This window comes from Aquimarina mytili (assembly GCF_016735115.1).
GTDB classification, from domain to species: domain Bacteria; phylum Bacteroidota; class Bacteroidia; order Flavobacteriales; family Flavobacteriaceae; genus Aquimarina; species Aquimarina mytili.
In genome coordinates this window covers 748,531-766,320 of record NZ_JAERQJ010000003.1, presented here as the reverse complement: position 1 = coordinate 766,320, position 17,790 = coordinate 748,531, and the positions used below count along the sequence as shown (strand labels likewise).

The 17,790-nt window shown below is 34.8% G+C and carries 16 protein-coding genes; 8 read left to right on the top strand and 8 right to left on the bottom strand.

Annotated elements, in window-relative coordinates:
* Window positions 1–2 precede the first annotated feature (2 nt).
* The 7 genes from JJQ60_RS10650 to JJQ60_RS10620 all read right to left on the bottom strand — a co-directional run bounded on the left by JJQ60_RS10650 (window position 3) and on the right by JJQ60_RS10620 (window position 9,183).
* On the bottom strand, window positions 3–350 hold the full coding sequence (locus tag JJQ60_RS10650) for a DUF2116 family Zn-ribbon domain-containing protein (RefSeq protein ID WP_201919475.1): 348 nt from the start codon (window positions 348–350) through the stop codon (window positions 3–5).
* A gap of 154 nt (window positions 351–504) precedes the next feature.
* Window positions 505–1,218: a hypothetical protein gene (locus JJQ60_RS10645; protein WP_201919473.1), complete on the bottom strand. Its 714-nt coding sequence runs from the start codon at window positions 1,216–1,218 to the stop codon at window positions 505–507.
* A gap of 191 nt (window positions 1,219–1,409) precedes the next feature.
* The gene (locus tag JJQ60_RS10640; RefSeq protein WP_201919471.1) at window positions 1,410–2,312 is read right to left on the bottom strand and encodes a histone deacetylase family protein; all 903 of its coding nucleotides are present in this window, start codon (window positions 2,310–2,312) and stop codon (window positions 1,410–1,412) included.
* 10 nt (window positions 2,313–2,322) lie between these two features.
* Window positions 2,323–3,792, bottom strand: a complete 1,470-nt coding sequence (locus JJQ60_RS10635) for a hypothetical protein (protein WP_201919469.1) — start codon at window positions 3,790–3,792, stop codon at window positions 2,323–2,325.
* A gap of 75 nt (window positions 3,793–3,867) precedes the next feature.
* The gene (gene metG, locus JJQ60_RS10630; protein ID WP_201919467.1) at window positions 3,868–5,934 is read right to left on the bottom strand and encodes a methionine--tRNA ligase; all 2,067 of its coding nucleotides are present in this window, start codon (window positions 5,932–5,934) and stop codon (window positions 3,868–3,870) included.
* A 102-nt stretch (window positions 5,935–6,036) separates the two neighbouring features.
* Entirely contained in the window at window positions 6,037–7,659 is a 1,623-nt protein-coding gene (locus tag JJQ60_RS10625; RefSeq protein ID WP_236669085.1) for a DUF1501 domain-containing protein, read from the bottom strand.
* Between the two features lie 6 nt (window positions 7,660–7,665).
* Window positions 7,666–9,183, bottom strand: coding sequence for a DUF1800 domain-containing protein (locus JJQ60_RS10620; protein WP_201919458.1), 1,518 nt, complete (start codon window positions 9,181–9,183; stop codon window positions 7,666–7,668).
* Window positions 9,184–9,292: 109 nt separating this feature from the next.
* Between JJQ60_RS10620 and JJQ60_RS10615 the strand changes: the two genes are divergently transcribed.
* From JJQ60_RS10615 to JJQ60_RS10580, 8 genes are all read left to right on the top strand, one after another.
* Window positions 9,293–10,189: a S66 peptidase family protein gene (locus JJQ60_RS10615; RefSeq protein WP_201919456.1), complete on the top strand. Its 897-nt coding sequence runs from the start codon at window positions 9,293–9,295 to the stop codon at window positions 10,187–10,189.
* Between the two features lie 2 nt (window positions 10,190–10,191).
* On the top strand, window positions 10,192–10,551 hold the full coding sequence (locus JJQ60_RS10610; protein WP_201919454.1) for a YraN family protein: 360 nt from the start codon (window positions 10,192–10,194) through the stop codon (window positions 10,549–10,551).
* A gap of 19 nt (window positions 10,552–10,570) precedes the next feature.
* Window positions 10,571–11,689 carry a helix-turn-helix domain-containing protein gene (locus tag JJQ60_RS10605; protein WP_201919452.1) on the top strand — a complete coding sequence of 373 codons (1,119 nt, stop codon included), beginning with the start codon at window positions 10,571–10,573 and terminating at the stop codon, window positions 11,687–11,689.
* A gap of 79 nt (window positions 11,690–11,768) precedes the next feature.
* Entirely contained in the window at window positions 11,769–12,701 is a 933-nt protein-coding gene (locus JJQ60_RS10600) for an NHL repeat-containing protein (RefSeq protein WP_201919450.1), read from the top strand.
* A gap of 257 nt (window positions 12,702–12,958) precedes the next feature.
* Entirely contained in the window at window positions 12,959–14,083 is a 1,125-nt protein-coding gene (locus tag JJQ60_RS10595) for a helix-turn-helix domain-containing protein (protein WP_201919448.1), read from the top strand.
* Window positions 14,084–14,166: 83 nt separating this feature from the next.
* Window positions 14,167–15,096 (top strand): NHL repeat-containing protein, encoded by a 930-nt coding sequence (locus JJQ60_RS10590; protein WP_201919446.1) that lies wholly within the window; start codon window positions 14,167–14,169, stop codon window positions 15,094–15,096.
* 42 nt (window positions 15,097–15,138) lie between these two features.
* Window positions 15,139–15,336, top strand: a complete 198-nt coding sequence (locus JJQ60_RS10585) for a hypothetical protein (RefSeq protein ID WP_201919444.1) — start codon at window positions 15,139–15,141, stop codon at window positions 15,334–15,336.
* Between the two features lie 109 nt (window positions 15,337–15,445).
* Entirely contained in the window at window positions 15,446–16,342 is an 897-nt protein-coding gene (locus JJQ60_RS10580) for an aldo/keto reductase (RefSeq protein WP_201919442.1), read from the top strand.
* A gap of 178 nt (window positions 16,343–16,520) precedes the next feature.
* Here the strand turns inward: JJQ60_RS10580 and JJQ60_RS10575 are convergent, their stop codons facing one another.
* Window positions 16,521–17,714 carry a serine hydrolase domain-containing protein gene (locus tag JJQ60_RS10575; protein WP_201919440.1) on the bottom strand — a complete coding sequence of 398 codons (1,194 nt, stop codon included), beginning with the start codon at window positions 17,712–17,714 and terminating at the stop codon, window positions 16,521–16,523.
* Between the last annotated feature and the right edge of the window lie 76 nt (window positions 17,715–17,790).

The window sequence follows — 17,790 nt, the reverse complement described above, 5'->3', positions numbered from 1 at the left end:
GATTAATTTCTTTTTACCAAAGCATAAAAATCATTCTCTAGGGGTAGATAACCCTGATCATAGACAAAATAATAAATGTTTCCAGTTTTGGTGGTATATATGCTTGTAAAATGATTAAAATCAAACCCCTTGGCAATAAGTTTTGATTTGGTGGTTTTGGTTTTTTCTTTAGGATTTAACGCTTCGAGGATACGATAGTTTTTTCGTAGTAGATTATTAATGTTACGGACCAAGTTTTTACTGTCTTTGTTCAGCTGGTTGTTATAAGAATTACGACAATAATCACTGCAGAATTTTTTATCGGCACGACCTATAATTTTGTTTCCACATATGGGGCATTCTTTACGCATCTTCAATTTGATTTGAAGGTAAGATACGATGAAATATCCATTTACAAATGTTTATGTGTGTTATCCTTTGATATTCACACATGTTTTATGTTTTCCGGAAAATTCAATTTGGAAGTATAATATATCGACTAATTAAAATATTATGGCCCTTGCCTTATCCTACCCTGCTGCTCCTTCTCCCTCTGTTCTTTCCTTTCTTTTTCTTTCCTTTCTTTTGCTCTCCTTCCTTTTTCTCTTCTTTAGTTTTCTCTCCTTCCTTTTTATATTTTCCTTCTCTTAAATTTTTTCGAAACACCTCACTTGGTACTGCCTCACTAGGATCACTAGTACGTCTTTGAAGTGCTTCTAACCCTTTTAGACCCCTGTTTTTTTGTGCTTTGGTGGGTCTGTACAGTGCGGGGATGTCTTGATCCAATGCTTTAACACTTCCGGGTACAACGCATTCTCTAAGGTATTCTCTTCCTTCTTTAGTTGTGGCTTGTATATTGGTCACCGGATGTTTATCATCACCAGCATGATAGTCACGCGAATGATCTATTTTTTCTATTAAAAGGCCTTGCTCTATTCCTTTAGCTACCATATCATCATAAAGAGAAAAACTCGATATGGCTCCGTCTTGCTTACCGTCTAGGCCCCTTGCATATGCAACTGCACCGTGTATTTCGACAGTAATCGTATTTTCTCCAGAATCTCGTATTGGAGCTCTACCAGTTGCTGCATTTTGTGTTACTTCTTCTTTTGGGGCTCCTCTATAATATCTTGTCGTACCCTCCTCTGTAACTTGTGGAGTAGTAAAACGTTCTAGTTTTTCCATATTCAACAGTGCAGAATCATCTTGGGACCCCCCCTTCTTTTTTTGTTTACCCATTATTGAATTGTTCGTTTTGGTTTAGTAGTGACTATAAAAAATAGTACTGTAAAACTAGGTGAAATGCTAAATTCTTTAAACTATAAAGTAATAACTGCAGCAATTAAGAAATAAGTGTTCTCTGTATGGTTATTTGTGTTTAAGAGACACAGAACGTTATGAATAAAAACAGATAAACTTTAGCCTATTGCTTAAAAGAAAATATCCTGAGCCAATCTAAACGTATTAGCATGAGCTTCAACAATAATCTTTATATCTGCAGAATATCCTCCACCCATAGAACACATTAGTGGGATGTCAAGATCTTTACAGGTTTGTAATACAAAACGATCACGTTCTTTACAACCAGATACTGTACAGCCCAATTTTCCTAATTTATCGGTGGCTAGAATATCAACACCACATAGATAATAGATAAAATCGGGTTGTTGTGCCGTAATAAGACTGGGGAGCGTTTCTTTTAGGATTTTTAAATATTCCTGATCACTAACTTCGTTAGGCAATTCAATATCCAGATCAGAGGTTTCTTTTTTAAAGGGGTAGTTATTTGCACCATGCATTGAAAATGTAAATACGGTAGTGTCATGTTCAAATATTTCGGCAGTACCATTGCCTTGGTGCACATCAAGATCAATGATAAGAACCTTTTTAACCCATCCTTTTTGTAAAAGATATCTTGCACCAATAGCCTGATCGTTAAGCAAGCAAAAAGCTTCGCCATGACCCGTATAGGCGTGATGGGTTCCTCCAGCTATATTCATAGCAATACCATGTTTTAGGGCATGTTCTGATGCTTTTATAGTGCCATCTGCAATGATCATCTCGCGCTCAACCAACTCTTTTGATAATGGAAAACCGATTTTTCTGGCGGCTTTAGGGGGTAAAGATTGTTCTATTAGGCTTTGATAATATTCTTTGGTATGAACGGCAATGATGGGTTTTGAATCTGGAACCTCTGGTGTAAAAAAATTTTGCTCTTCGCAAGTGCCCTCATGTATAAGTTGCTTAGGTAATAGCTCATATTTGATCATAGGAAACCTGTGCCCTTGTGGTAAAGGATGCGTATAGATTGGATGATAGGCTATTTTGAGCATGAAAGAGGTGTTAATTATCGAACTTTTTCAAGAAATATTTGCGTTGTTTGGGATAGTAATATCCATAAATTAAATGATCACCAAATCTGAAAATGGTTTCTGTATTTTCATCCAGAATCTGTTTTTTAATCTCTTCGATTTTATCAAAACCATTGGTCGGCATTTCACCTGGAATATGAGACCAATTTTCATCAAATAAACATTTGATATAAGTAGATTTTGATCCTGCATAACTGCGATAGGACTCCAAAAGGGGTGGAACATATGTATATGTCACACCTGTAGAGCCCAAATCCACTGTAACAACTTGAGAAAAACCTCCATCCATTCCATGCATATGCTCTATACCCCCTAGCATTACTTGAATACTATCATTACTATGGTATACTGAAACTCCTACAGATCCGAGTGATAATTTTCTTAAAAATTTTGATGTTTTTTCCATTTCTCTATAATTATTAAATTCGCCTCCTTCTTGTATAATGGGCGTATTTTTGAAAGTAATAGAATCTTTTTGAGCCAAATGTATTTTTTTAATCAATTTCTTCGAAGAAATATCAGTAACCGTAAATTTCATATATTTATTAGAAACAGCAAGTTGATATAACTGATTTTTGGATATAAAAGAATTGCTTTCAGTCAAACCATACTCAGATAAAAAGGGTTTCTTAATATTATCTACTTTATAATTAGTAGAATTTAGATCTAGAGTTACAATTTGCGAGTATAAATTGCTTTGGTCCAGTAATAAGATAATTTTATCATCCTCTACAAATAACTTATTTTTTTTGGAAGCTTTCTCAATAGAAATGGAGATATCTGATTCAATATATTCTAGTTCTAAGCGCTTCGGGGCTAGTATATTTGGAAGGACTGGATTGATGGCATTATCTTCTTCTCGAAGTAAAGCTTTGTACAGCGAGATTTTTTTATTTTTTTTATAGAAAAACTCTTCGCTAGATAAATCGTATTTTCTTTTTTCTAAAGAACCGTTAGTGTTAATTTTATGGATATTTAAATACGACTGATTCTTGCCAATTGTCATTACATAAATTTGATTCTTAATTTTAAAAGTCTGTAAGTATTCATCTTCATTATAGTTCAAATAATCTCGTATTGATGTAACAGAGTTTTGTTGAGCATCTACTTTTAATAATTCGAATCTCTTCTTTGAATTGTTAGAAAGTAAAAAGAGATATTGATTTTCTAAACCATAGACCCCTTCAATAATGTTTTTAAGGTTTGATGTAGGTCGTTTAAATACTTGTTCTTTACTTAATTTAAATTCTTGATTGTACTTTTTTAAAAATAACTTTTTCCTGTCAGCAATAAATAAGGATAACTCATTAGATTGGTTATTAACAAGTGGTACAGCGTCTCTTTTGCTTTTTAAAGCAATGTCACTATAAGCAACTGTTTTTTGAGAAATAATAGGGGCTACATACAGAATAACTAACATCATAAAAAATACATGTTTCATTTCAATTTTTTTAGAATTGTTTAAAAACATTAATGTCTTTTTTATGAAAAATGTTACCGTTGTATTTAATCTTTTTCAACTAACAACAGCACCAGGCTTCACTCCATCCTCATTAGGATTTAAGAAAACCAATTTACCCTCTGGTGTTTCAGTCATTAGGATCATGCCTTCGCTCTCTACGCCACGTAGTTTTCTAGGTGCAAGGTTAACTAATACGGTTACATTTTTACCCACTACTTCTTCAGGAGTAAAATGCTCTGCAATACCTGAAACGATCGTTCTGGTATTGATTCCCGTATCTACTTTAAGAACTAAGAGCTTCTTTGCTTTAGGCATTTTTTCGGCTTCAATGATGGTACCTACTCTCATATCTAGCTTCGTAAAATCTTCAAAAGTTGCAGTTTCTTTTTGCGGTTCTACTACTTTATTTTCGGCTTCGTTGGCCTTTTTGGTAGCTTCTAGTTTGTCTAATTGTTTTTGGATTTCGGTATCCTCAATTTTTGAGAATAATAATTCTCCTTTTTCAATTTGATGCCCAGCTGGCAATAGCACTTCTTGTGTTGCTATTTCATTCCAACTACATTCTGCATTGAGTGCAGCATGAGAAAGAATCGATTTCAGCTTGGTACTTGTGAATGGTAAAAATGGTTCGGCAAGTGTTGCCAAAGCCGAGGCAATTTGTAGTGCCACATACATTACTGTTTTTGTGCGATCTTCATCCGTTTTGATCGTTTTCCAAGGTTCTTCGTCTGCAAGATATTTGTTTCCTAAGCGGGCTACATTCATTAACTCCTGGCTGGCTTCTCTAAATCGATAGCGCTCGATAGAGCTTGAGATAACAGCTGGATACGCTTTTAATTCTGCTAAAGTTTGAGTATCTATTTCAGATAATGCAGCAGGTGCCGGAACAACACCATCATAATATTTATTGGTAAGCACAACAACTCGGTTAATAAAATTTCCGAATATAGCTACTAATTCATTATTATTACGTGCCTGGTAATCTTTCCAGGTAAAATCATTGTCCTTAGTCTCTGGAGCATTAGCGGTAAGTGCATATCGCAGCACATCTTGTTTGCCAGGAAATTCTTCTAAATATTCATGTAACCATACTGCCCAGTTTTTTGATGTAGAAAGCTTGTTTCCTTCTAAGTTCAAAAACTCATTGGCAGGCACGTTTTCTGGCAAAATATAACTTCCTTCTGCCTTGAGCATACTTGGGAAAATAATACAGTGAAACACAATATTGTCTTTTCCTATAAAATGGACTAGTTTAGTGTTTTTATCTTTCCAGTATGGTTCCCAATCTTTTCCTTCTCTCGCAGCCCATTCTTTGGTAGAGGAGATATACCCAATTGGGGCATCAAACCAAACATATAATACTTTTCCTTCGGCTCCTTCTACAGGTACCGGGATCCCCCAATCCAAATCTCGGGTCACTGCACGTGGACGCAATCCATCGTCTACCCAGGATTTAATCTGACCATATACATTGGTTTTCCAGTCTTTTTTATGACCTTTTAGTACCCATTCTTTTAAGAAATCTTCATATTGATCTAGAGGTAAAAACCAGTGTTTGGTTTGTTTTAGAATAGGTTCTGCCCCCGAAATGGTTGATTTTGGATTTATAAGATCGGTTGCATTAAGAGAGCTTCCGCAGTTTTCGCACTGGTCTCCATAAGCTTCTTCATTTCCGCATTTTGGGCAAGTGCCAATTACAAATCGATCTGCAAGAAATTGTTCTGCCTCTGGATCATATAATTGCTCTGATGTTTCTTCGATAAACTTACCATCATTGTACATTTTTTTGAAAAACTCCGATGCTGTTTCATGATGAATAGGAGCAGAGGTTCTGGAATAATTATCGAATGATATTCCAAAATCTTCAAAAGATTTTTTAATTATCGAATGGTACTTATCAATGATCACTTGTGGTGAAACACCTTCTTTTTTGGCACGCATTGGGATAGCAGCACCATGCTCATCGCTACCACAAATAAAAGCAACATCATTGCCTGTGATTCTAAGATAGCGCGAATATATATCTGCAGGAACATAAACTCCTGCTAGATGGCCTATATGTATTGGACCATTAGTATATGGTAATGCTGCGGTAATGGTATATCTTCCCTCTGTGCTCATAATGCTTAAAAATAAGGCACAAAGGTAATAAAAACAGGAGCAAAATAAAGCCGCTGCAGATCCAATTATTTAGAATGATTGCAGCGGCTATTTGTATTTGTTTTATGAAATTATAATTGACTTACTATAATTACCATTATTTGTCTGAATTTGATAGACATATGGCCCTGTGCTTAATCGTGTTTTTGCAGCTTCTTTTACATTTATAACAAGATCTACACCCTCCATAAGCATTTCATTGGCCAGAGTTGCTACTTTTTGACCAATCACGTTGTATAAAGATACATCGATATGCGTAGTCTCAGGAGTTACTATATTAAGAAAGGTTTGATTATCACTATACGACGGGATATGTGAGATCCCAGCACCATCGGCTGGCGTAAAACTGGAGCCACTACAATTGAACCCTAAATCAAGGGACTCAAAATCAGCACCTAATAAAGCTCTTCCTACCAATCCTTGATCAATACACAACCAATCTTTCATCACTGTGGCATATACTTGTCTGAAATCCATGGTATTGGTCACATTTCCACCTCGGGTTAAATCATTTAAATCTGGATGTTCTCCAACAAAACCATTACCATTAAGGGCAGAGCCAAAAAACATAGTCGGTGCTGCAGTACCATGATCGGTACCTAAAGAACCATTTTCTCTAAAACGACGACCAAATTCTGAAATCGTCATTGTAAGTACCTTATCATCCCATCCTGCTGCGGTAAGATCTTTATAGAATGTACTTACGGCTTCAGAAAAAGAATTTAAAAGTTGCTGATGCCTTTGTGGTTGATTATTATGTGTATCAAAACCACCCAGAGTAACTAAATATACTTTTGTTCCTAAGTTTCCTTTAATCAATCTTGAGATAATACTAAACTGTCTCCCCAGGCTATCATCCAAGTATCCTGCAAAATCATTTGGTCCAGATCTATCATAAGCTGCACTGATAACATCGGCATAATTAAAGGTTGTATTTGTAGCTTCTCTAAGATATCTAACCTTGTCATCATAGGTACAATTCTCTAGCCCATCTAGATTATAAAATGTTTCATTCTCTATAATCTGTAGTAATCTTCTGGGATCAGAAACGGCAAACGAGAAGTCGTTTTGAGGTCCTTTGAAAATTAAATTCCCAATACTTCCGATTTGAATTGACGGTGGACTGGCTGGCGGATTAAAGAAATAATCTGGATAGAGTTCTTGGAAATATCTTCCCATAAAACCTGTTCGATCATCTTCTTCCAGATTGGTATTGGCATAAATGTCTGATCCTTTAAAATGAGATAGCGAAGAATCTTCGTATCCAACACCATGCACAACACGCATTTGACCATCGCCCCAAACACTTTCAAGTTTGTTCATGGGTTTGGGCATCGAAAAATTGTCATCCAGAGTGATAAACTCACTAGGAGGGATTCGTATTAAAGGTCTTGCATTGGCATATACATCATAGTCGTACACAGGGATTATAGTATTAAAACCATCATTACCACCTTGCAATCTACAAATGATTAGAATATTATCATTTTCGGCTTGACTTAGCGCTATAGATAAAGGTGAAGGACGCGATACCGAAAGAGGTGTATTGGCAAGCATCATTGACCCACCACCTGCTAGCCCAAGAGCTTGCAGAAAAGATCTTCTATTCCATTTTTTATGATCGGCAGTATTACAAGAATCATTCTTGTTAACTTTTATATTTTTATTGTGATTTGTTTCGCACATAACAGTTTATTTAAGTTGAAATTCGGGGATGTCTACAATATAATCTAAGAGCGCAGCAAATTGATCTGCTACTTCATTAAAGCCGAGATCCCAAGTTGGGCTCCCGCCAATTTCGTAATACGTAGGAGGAAAAATCTCCTTAAATACACCCAAAATCTCATTAAAAATAACATCATCCGCAATACCTCGAGGAAAGAAGTAATTTACAATTGCTCTTACCACAATTTCTACTTCTGGCCCGCTTAATGTAGGTTGTAGCGTTCCGTCGGCGGCAGTACCAATGGGTAATCCCACCACAAAATCTCTAAACTGTTGCAAATTATTTTGCAAGGCCTGGTTTATAATAAATCGAGCACTTTCCCATCTACCGATTAGTAAATCAGGACTAATCCAATCTTCATCTCCTTGCCAACCCTCAACATCGATAGGGTTTAATACATCTTGCCCTAATATTCGAACTGATCCTCGAATAAAATCATTAGTATTTATAGCGGCATCAAGTGTAAACCCAAGCTCGTTATAAAAACAAATTAATAGATCACAAGGGCTTTTAATGATGGCTCCTATGGCTTCGATATTAAAGAAATGCTGGCTTTTAAATAATTGGCGAAGTACTGGTGCAATTTCAAAATTATTAGTGATAAAGGTTTGCGCCATTTGCGCCACGATAGCCTCACTACATGTTGGACTTACAAAATATGCGTATAATTTAGAACAAATAAATGTAGCCACTTCTGTAGCTCTTTGTTGAAACAAGATATTAATTACATCGTCATATGTCCAGTTTCCTGTTTGGCCAAAAATGGTTTTAGTCTCATTGCTAAACTCACTTGGGTCAAAAAGGATATCTCCCCAAGAAATGCCACCATTGTCTACATAGCCAGTAAGACCTTTGGCGGTTTCTTGTATATCATCTTCGGTATAGGCATTGTCCACGCCTAATGTAAAAAGTTCGTATAATTCGCGAGCATAATTTTCATTAGGTCTATCTCTTACATTTTCATCACCATTAAGGTAGACCAACATAGCATTTGAGATCCCAATATCATATACAAAATCTCTAAAATTTCCTATCGCATGCATTTGCAATAGGCTATAATATTGTAGTTGATAAGCGGGGCTTCTATAGGTGTCGTCTTCGGTAACAAAATGATTACTCCAAAATAAAGTAAGACGCTCTCTAACTTTGTTTTGAATTAAATCACCAATCATTTGGTTTTTTCCTTCTTGTCGATAGAAATTTAGATCATTGTCGGGATTGGCATCTTCGGCAGCATCAAATTGGTCTCTATTCCATAAACTCCATGGGAGTGGTGGCGTAGTGTTTAATGCAATGGCTTCATCAATTAAGGTGTCAACAAGTGTACCTGGGTTTTGAGATAAAGCAGCCAAAACTTCAGCTTTAGATGCTCCAAAACCAATTCTGCGATATAAATGATTTACCCTAGTAACATTCCATGGGTTTTCTGCAGAAGGTACATATGGATCAAGGGAGTCTAGATTACATGAAGTATCAGAAATCATAGGCATAAAGATTTAATAGTAGGGGTTTGAGGGACAAATTATAGCACAATATAATAGATAATAACGAAAGTCTTTGTTAATTAGTATCATTAATTTGAAATTTTAAGAAATGTTGAAGCCTGATTTTATTAAAGAAGGAGATAAAATCGCAATTGTTGCTACTGCCAGGAAAATTGATACAAAAGAGATTGAGGATGCCATCTATATTCTGAAACAATGGAAATTGGTACCTGTGCTAGGTTCAACAATAGGAATAAGCGATCATCAATTTGCGGGTACTGATGCAGAACGAGTGTCTGATTTTCAGAATATGTTGGATGATCAAGAAATTAAAGCAATATGGTGTGCCAGAGGAGGGTATGGAACTGTGAGAATAATTGATGATATTGACTTTTCTCAATTTTGTAAGCAACCCAAATGGATCATAGGATACTCAGATATTACTGTATTGCATTCTCATCTCCATAATTTGGGAATTTGTTCCTTACACGCCCCTATGCCAATAGACATACATAAAGGAACTAAAGCATCGATAGATGCTCTTGGAGATGCTATTTTTGGAAAGAATATTACGTATACAATTCCACTATCTAAAAAAAATATTCAAGGAACGTGTTCAGGGCAACTTGTGGGTGGAAATTTATCGATGCTCTATTCCATGTGCGGTTCTGATTCATCTTTGAATACTTCTGGTAAAATCTTATGCATCGAAGATTTAGATGAGTACCTTTATCATATTGATAGAATGCTGCAAAATTTGAAGCGAAACGGATATTTTGATGAGTTATCTGGGTTAATTGTAGGCGGTATGACCAAAATGCATGATAATAATATTCCTTTTGGTAAAAAACCAAAACAAATTATTTTAGATATTGTAAAGGAGTATGGTTTTCCGGTGGTATTCAAATTTCCAATGGGGCATATAGAAGATAATCGGACTCTTATTTTTGGAGCTGAGGCTTCTTTGCAGGTTACCAAAGATGAGGTTAAATTAAACTATGTATAACTATGGCAGAGCATAATACCTTAGGAAAAAAAGGAGAAAAATTGGCTGTTGATTTTTTGCTCCATAAAGGATATGAAATTTTAGAAAAAAATTATAGGTATTTAAAATCTGAAATTGATATTATTGCTAGAACAAAAGATGTGATTGTGGTTGTTGAGGTTAAAACGCGTAGTACTGCAGATTTTGGTGACCCGCAAGAGTTTGTGAAACCAAAACAAATACAATCAATGGTTAAGGCCATTGATCATTACATAACAGATAATGATCTTGATGTCGAGGTCCGATTTGATATTGTTGCCATTATTGAAAATAAGCGAGGTACAACAATTGAGCACCTCGAAGATGCATTATATCATTTTTAATCAAAAATAAGCGTTGCTAATGCAGTCTTTAGAAGTAATTGATTTTCTGCTTTTTTTAGGAATAAGCCAAGGTTTATTTCTGGCAATTACGATTCAGTTTATTAAGAATAAAAACAAACCGGCAAATATATTACTTTCGGTTATTTTGGTTTTGGCGGTTATCATGCTTCTGGGGAGAATAATTTTCTTCAGATTTTTGACCATACGCATGTTTCAATGGACCATACTTATCGACGCCATTATATTTCTATTTGGGCCATTATGTTATATGTATTTCAGGAGGCTTGCATTTTCAGAAAATATAAATTTTAAACTTTCTTGGGTGCATTATATTCCCGTTGGTATTCATGTTTTATTTTCTTTTTATGTCTTATGGTTTGGAGTTGAAGAATTCTCAGAAAAACTTTCTTCTGGATTTTTTAAAGTTCCTTTTTTAATTATAGAAGGAGTAGGTATTATTTCAAATTTTTATTATTGGATATTAAATGTGAAACTCTTAAAAAGATATATCAAAGAAGAAAAAAATGCAATCTCTTACAAGCAAAGTTTGGTTTCATTTTTAAAACTTTTTCAACTCTCTGTAGGTGTTTTTTTGATCCTATGGTTAGTAAGTTTTATAGTTCCGAGATTATTGAATTATCCTATCGGTTTTATAAACTATAATTCGGTTTGGGGAGCTATTTCAATATTTATTTTTGTTGTTGGGTATTATAGTCTTAAAGAACCACAATTGTTTAGGGTTTCTTTGAAAAAAAATAAACCAGAGACCCAACAGCGTTTACCCGAAACTAAGATTGCTTTTCTCGAAAAAGAAATGAAACGTCTTATTGAAGAAGAAAAAATGTTTTTGAAACCTAATTTAACATTAAGGGATCTTTCAGAAGAACTAGAGACTTCAACACACAATATTTCGTGGTATCTCAATACAATCTCAAAAAGTAATTTCTACGATTATATTAATCACTATAGAATAAAGGAATTCTTAAAAAAGATTGAAAATGGCGAACACCACCGTCATACTATTCTTGCTCTTTCGTTAGAATCTGGTTTTAATTCAAAGTCTACATTTAATAAGGCTTTTAAATTTGAGATGAATGATACCCCTAGCAATTACATCAAAAAGTTAAAAATTGCCTGAAAAGAGGTGCGACTACATCCAAACGGTCGATTTTTAAGCACTCTAGAAATACTTTAGAGTAAACTTAAAAATCATACAAATGAAAAAACGTACAAAAAACATTAGCATCAAAGCGCTTACTCTTTTTACCGCTTTAGGAATATCGGTAGCACTAAGCTCCTGTCATGGCGATGGAGTTGATCCAGATCCAGTAGTAGAAACCGTAGTTTCTGATTTTGCAGGAAATGATGCTGTCTCAGTAGATCGTAGAGGGAATGTATATGTGTCAGAATTTGGACAATTTGTTGGTGCCAACGGAAACGGAACTCGAGTTTTTAAAGTGTCTAAAAGTGGGGAGGTAACCGAGTTTATTTCCGATTTAACGGGGCCTTTAGGCAATGGAATCGACGGACAAGGTAATTTTTATGTCGTTAATGGAAGTGGTAACGGATCCGGAGATGTGCTAAAAATTACTCCAGATGGCACTAGAACCGTATTAGCAACAATTGATGGTTTTCCGTCTGGGTTAACTTTGGATTATCATAATAACGTATACGTATCAAATTTTGGAACCCCAACCGTTCATAAAATTACTCAAGAAGGAGAGGTAAGCGTATATGCATCTGATCCAAGATTAGCAGGTGGAGTAGGTATTGATTTTGACTATAAAGGAAATCTTGTTGTTGGTAATTTTGCAACAGCAGATATCGTATCAATTGATCCAGAAGGAAATGTGTCTCTTATTGCTACAATCCCTGATGCAGTAGTTAGTGGTTTTGGTATTGGGTATATCACTGTTGCAGGTAATGCTGTTTTTGCAACCGGAATTGGTGTGAATAAAATATTTAAAGTTACCCTTGATGGTAACGTTGAAGAATTTGCAGGTACAGGAACTCCGGCAGTTGTTGATGGTCCAGTGGCAGAAGCATCATTTAATGGTCCTAATGGAATTACCGTGGATAAGTATGCAAAAGCCATTTATATTTCAGAATTTGGAGGTGTTGGAGCGTTAAGGAAAATTTCACTCAGATAGATTATTTCATTGTATTGAGAGCATTAACGCCTTTTTTTAAATACACGAGAGTTCAATTTTTATAAATTGAACTCTCGTTTGAGTATTATACATGACAAAATATTTTGACATTTGTTTTTTTTTGAATGCTTTAGTTGTGCGAATATATCGAGTCGGTCGAATGATATGCCCCGATACTCTAATTTTACTCGATAATCAAGATTTGAATGCTCTGAGGCTTGCCCTGAGAGAGTTTACTCAAACGATAACGGATTCTTATGCAAACTTTTAGACTGATTGATTTTATTATTTTTTTGGGTATTAGTCAAGGAATATTTCTGGCAATAGCTATCCAAATGATTCAAAATAAGAATAGATTGGCAAACAGGGTGTTGTCATGGATTCTTGGGATTGCGACCATTATGTTGACTGGACGGTTTTTCTTTACTGTAGAAACCAAAACTGTGGCCTTTTTTCGGTTAGCATTATTTGTGGATGTGTTCGTTTTTATTTTTGGACCATTACTATATCTATATTATCGGCGATTAATATTTAAAGAACAAGTAAAGTATAGATTGCACTATATAAACTTTATTCCAGCCGTTGGTATGTTTACCTATCATCTTTGGACCTATCAATACTCATATCAAGAATTTGTTTTAATGGCTAGAAGTGGAGACTTTGTTATACCATTTTTTATAGTAGAAATCACTGGGATTTTGTTTAACTTTTATTTCTGGTATCGTTGTTTTCAGCTATTTCAGTCTTATAGCAGAGAAGAGAAAAAAAATCTATCCTATGCTCAAGATGTAACGTCTTATCTTAGAACATTTTTATGGGTTGTTGTCATCTTTTTAGCCTTATGGGTTATAGGTTTTGTTCAGTATTACTTCTTTGATATTTATCTATCATTTATTAATTATAACATGATTTGGATATTGATACCTGTTTTTATCTACATAATAGGTTTTTATAGTTTAAAACAACCTGATATTTTTAGAATGCCTTTATCAATAAAACCGAAACACAAAAGCCATGAGGGCTTGGATCTCAAACAAATTCAGGATCTTAATTCTAAATTAGAAGAAATCATGGTAAAACAAAAGGTGTATCTCAATCATAGACTTACACTTGTGGATTTGGCAAAAACACTGGATATATCAACGAACAAAATGTCCTGGCTTCTTAATAATATTCATAAAACGAATTTCTATGACTATATTAATAAATATAGAGTAGAGGCATTTATTGAAAAAATTCAGAATGGAGAGCACCATCATCATACACTTCTTGCATTATCTATAGATTCTGGATTTAATAGTAAATCTACTTTTAATAGAGCGTTTAAAATGTTTGTTAATGATACTCCCAGAGAGTATGTAAAAAAATTGGGCGCAGTGTAATGAGTTGGTGTCATTCTATATAAACGGTCGATTTTCATTGGTTTTTGAACGTATTTTCACCAAAACTTCAAAAAACCAATACAATGAAAACACACTTCAAAATAACCGCTTTAAGATCGTTATTTTTTATTCTTCTTTTTACTCTTCCTATATGCCTATCATCTTGTTATGGCGATGGTATTGATCCAGATTCTGAAGTAGAAACCTTGATTAGCAATTTTGCTGCAAATGGGGCAGTTTCTGTGGATAGGAAAGGATTCATTTATGTATCCGAATATGGAAGGTTTGTAAATACTGGCGGTAATGGCACCCGAGTATTTAAAGTGTCACCCAAAGGGGAAATATTAGATACAATAACAGGTTTGTCGGGTCCAATGGGAACCGCCAAAGACTCTAAAGGTAACTTGTATATCAATAATGACAATAATACTGTTAGAGGTGAAGTATTACGAATTTCTCAAACAGGAGAAAGAGAAGTTATTGCTTCTATTGAGGGTTGGCCAAGCAGTATAGCTATTGATCATGATGATAATTTGTACATATCTAACTATACTGCTCCTACAGTACATAAAATTACTCCTGATGGAGATGTATTCACGCTAGCAACAGATCCAAGGCTTGCAGGAGGCGTTGGGATAGACCTGGATAGTAAAGGAAATGTAATCGTAGCTAATTTCATTACGGCAGATATATATTCTATTGACTCTGATGGCGTTATTTCGCTCATCGCTAACATTCCAGATATTGTAATTCAAAATTTTGGTATTGGATATATTACGGTTATCAATGATGTAATTTATGCTACCGGAATAGCGGTGAACTACATTTTTAAAGTGACTCTAGATGGTACAATAGACATAATCGCAGGTAATGGAGAGGCCACCCAAATTGATGGGCCACTACTTGAGGCTTCTTTTAGTAACCCTAACGGAATTTCATCTAATAAGTATAAAAGAACCCTGTACATATCTGAATATACTGGAGTAGGGGGGCTCCGAAAGATAAAGTTATAGGGTATAAAGTATAGAATAAGATTAATTTAAATTATATCAATTATGTTACAATCAATTTTAAAATTAAACGGAATAAAGGAGCTAAAAAAAGAAGCTCAAAAAAGTGTTAATGGAGGTTTGTCTGACAATGAGATCTGTCCTAGTGCAGGAGAAAGATGTTGTTCCAGATTTGTTTTAATACCCTGTTTCGGAGGTGTAGTACAATTAGATTGTGTTAATGGTATTTGGGTAGAAGTATAGCAGTTTTTTTGCTAACATATTCTCTGTTTTTTACCTTGCACATTAGAACATAGTTATTCATAGACCCAAAGGTTTTTAAAGCCTTTGTGGTCTTTTCAAATTTTGGCTAATGAATTGCAGAAAATTGGGGAAGTCAGATATGGAGATCAGCGAAATTTCTTTCGGCTGTATGTCCTTAGAAAATAATTTTCAATCGGCAAAAAAACTGATTCACAAAGCAATCGATCTTGGTGTTAACTTTTTTGATACTGCTGACCTGTATAATAAAGGTCAAAATGAGGTTTTAGTAGGAGAAGCCCTGAAAGGTTATCGGGATAAAGTCATTCTGGCTACCAAAGTGGGAAATGAATGGCGAGACAATGGAAGTGGTTGGGATTGGAATCCATCTAAAGACTATATTCTAAAATCTGTTGATCAAAGTTTGCAACGAATGCAAACCGATTATATAGATTTATACCAATTGCACGGAGGAACCATGGATGACCCGATAGATGAGACTATTGAGGCTTTTGAAATACTACAACAACAAGGGAAAATAAGATTTTATGGGATCTCCTCTATTCGGCCCAATGTGATCAGAGAATATGTTAAACGATCTAATATAGTAAGTGTGATGATGCAATATAGTTTGTTGGATCGAAGACCCGAAGAAGAATGCCTGAAACTACTTCAGAAAAACAATATAGGAGTACTTGCAAGAGGTGTATTAGCCAAAGGATTGTTGGCAGGTAAAACATCCTCTAAGTATCTTGATTATACCAAGGCTGAAGTTGAAGAAACAATACAAGCTGTAAAAGAAATTTCAGAAGAATCTAAACCAATATGTCAAACAAGCATTCAATATGTTTTGAAACACTCTGCAATTAGTTCTGCTGTAATTGGGGTAAGAACAGAAAAGCAAGTAGAAGAATGTTTTTTTGAATCTAATCAGGCCGAATTATTAGATATGGATCGTACTCTGCTTCAAAATAGCAATAAGGCTTTGGTGTATGCTAATCATAGGTAATAGAGAAAACTTTTGATTCTATCCATTTACCCAGAAACGGCACAAAGATTTGGGGGCCTTTAACTTTTAGAAACCCAAATTACTATAGATGCTTTACAAACTACAAACCTCACAGGTATCTAAAACCTGTGAGGTTTATATTAATCTTTGCTTGTGTTATATGGATCCTCCATGAGTTTTAATTATTAGGAATAAACAATTTGGCAATATTATACACATGCTCAAATAACTCTGAAGAGGAACCACTTCGATTCATTACAATGGATATCGACAAGTTGTACTCTGGAAACAAAATTAATAACGAAGTAGAACCCGTTGCCGTTCCGCCGTGATGAAGAGTTTGTACAGGTTTGTCATTGCCAAGTTTATTTGTTACGATATCATGACGCCAGCCAATAGCATAATTTTGTTCATTTACTTGACCATCTTTTAATTCTACTGGTGTTATCAAAGACGTCATGGTCTTTTTTGAGAAAAGTTCAGAATTAAGTAGTGCTTTACCTAATGTTACAAGACTTGAAGGCGTTGCTATTAGCCCACCTCCGGCCCATTTATTACTGTTATTTACGCTAAAGCTTTCTTTTGTCTTAACACCTTCTACATCATAAAACTTTGAGATTGTTGATGATTCAATATTCTCTTTTTCAAATATAATATCGGTTATCTTCAAAGGTTCAAATACTTTTTTGGTCATAAAACTTTCGAAATCCATTTTTGAAGCTCCTTCTATCATAGCACTTAGTAGCGTATAATTATACGAACTGTAACTAAAACCTGCTCCTGGATTGAATAGTAAATCATCTCCATTAAAAATAGCAACACTCTCTTCAACGGTATCATACTCGTTATTGTTATAATACTCCCAGATAGGAAAACAGAAACAAGTACCATAATTGCGAATTCCAGAGGTGTGCGATGCAAGTTCTTTTAGAGTAATGGGTTTGAGATTATCGCTGGCATAAGGCACAAAATCTTTAACCGCTGAATGTAAATTCAGATCCTCGTTTTCGAGTAGAACTCCTATTCCAAGAGATGTTACAGCTTTAGAGGTACTCCCGATTCTAAATTTTGTATCGGTTGTTACTGAAATCTTATGCTCGACGTCTTTATATCCAACAGCGTTTGACCAAATAATTCTCTTGTTTGAGCTTACAGCTACAGATACTGCAGGAGTGTTAAGGTTTGTATGGATAGTTTTTAAAAGATGATCTGCTTTTTCTGAAATTGAATCGGTATGCTTAATAACTGGGGATATATGTTCTGTCTCAGGAAGATCAAACCAACCTGTGGTATAATTAAAGACAGGTTCGAATAAAAAATAGCTTAAAAGAAATACGATACATACAGAACTAATGATATAGATTTTTTTCATGATAATTAACATTTAAAATTAGGGTGTATTTTGCCTGTTCACCCAATAGGATTAAGTGATTTTTTAGTTTTTTTAA

Coding starts and splice junctions, on each gene's coding strand:
- JJQ60_RS10650 (WP_201919475.1), bottom strand. CDS start 350: ATGCGTAAAGAATGCCCCATATGTGGAAACAAAATTATAGGTCGTGCC.
- JJQ60_RS10645 (WP_201919473.1), bottom strand. CDS start 1,218: ATGGGTAAACAAAAAAAGAAGGGGGGGTCCCAAGATGATTCTGCACTG.
- JJQ60_RS10640 (WP_201919471.1), bottom strand. CDS start 2,312: ATGCTCAAAATAGCCTATCATCCAATCTATACGCATCCTTTACCACAA.
- JJQ60_RS10635 (WP_201919469.1), bottom strand. CDS start 3,792: ATGAAACATGTATTTTTTATGATGTTAGTTATTCTGTATGTAGCCCCT.
- metG (WP_201919467.1), bottom strand. CDS start 5,934: ATGAGCACAGAGGGAAGATATACCATTACCGCAGCATTACCATATACT.
- JJQ60_RS10625 (WP_236669085.1), bottom strand. CDS start 7,659: ATGTGCGAAACAAATCACAATAAAAATATAAAAGTTAACAAGAATGAT.
- JJQ60_RS10620 (WP_201919458.1), bottom strand. CDS start 9,183: ATGATTTCTGATACTTCATGTAATCTAGACTCCCTTGATCCATATGTA.
- JJQ60_RS10615 (WP_201919456.1), top strand. CDS start 9,293: ATGTTGAAGCCTGATTTTATTAAAGAAGGAGATAAAATCGCAATTGTT.
- JJQ60_RS10610 (WP_201919454.1), top strand. CDS start 10,192: ATGGCAGAGCATAATACCTTAGGAAAAAAAGGAGAAAAATTGGCTGTT.
- JJQ60_RS10605 (WP_201919452.1), top strand. CDS start 10,571: ATGCAGTCTTTAGAAGTAATTGATTTTCTGCTTTTTTTAGGAATAAGC.
- JJQ60_RS10600 (WP_201919450.1), top strand. CDS start 11,769: ATGAAAAAACGTACAAAAAACATTAGCATCAAAGCGCTTACTCTTTTT.
- JJQ60_RS10595 (WP_201919448.1), top strand. CDS start 12,959: ATGCAAACTTTTAGACTGATTGATTTTATTATTTTTTTGGGTATTAGT.
- JJQ60_RS10590 (WP_201919446.1), top strand. CDS start 14,167: ATGAAAACACACTTCAAAATAACCGCTTTAAGATCGTTATTTTTTATT.
- JJQ60_RS10585 (WP_201919444.1), top strand. CDS start 15,139: ATGTTACAATCAATTTTAAAATTAAACGGAATAAAGGAGCTAAAAAAA.
- JJQ60_RS10580 (WP_201919442.1), top strand. CDS start 15,446: ATGAATTGCAGAAAATTGGGGAAGTCAGATATGGAGATCAGCGAAATT.
- JJQ60_RS10575 (WP_201919440.1), bottom strand. CDS start 17,714: ATGAAAAAAATCTATATCATTAGTTCTGTATGTATCGTATTTCTTTTA.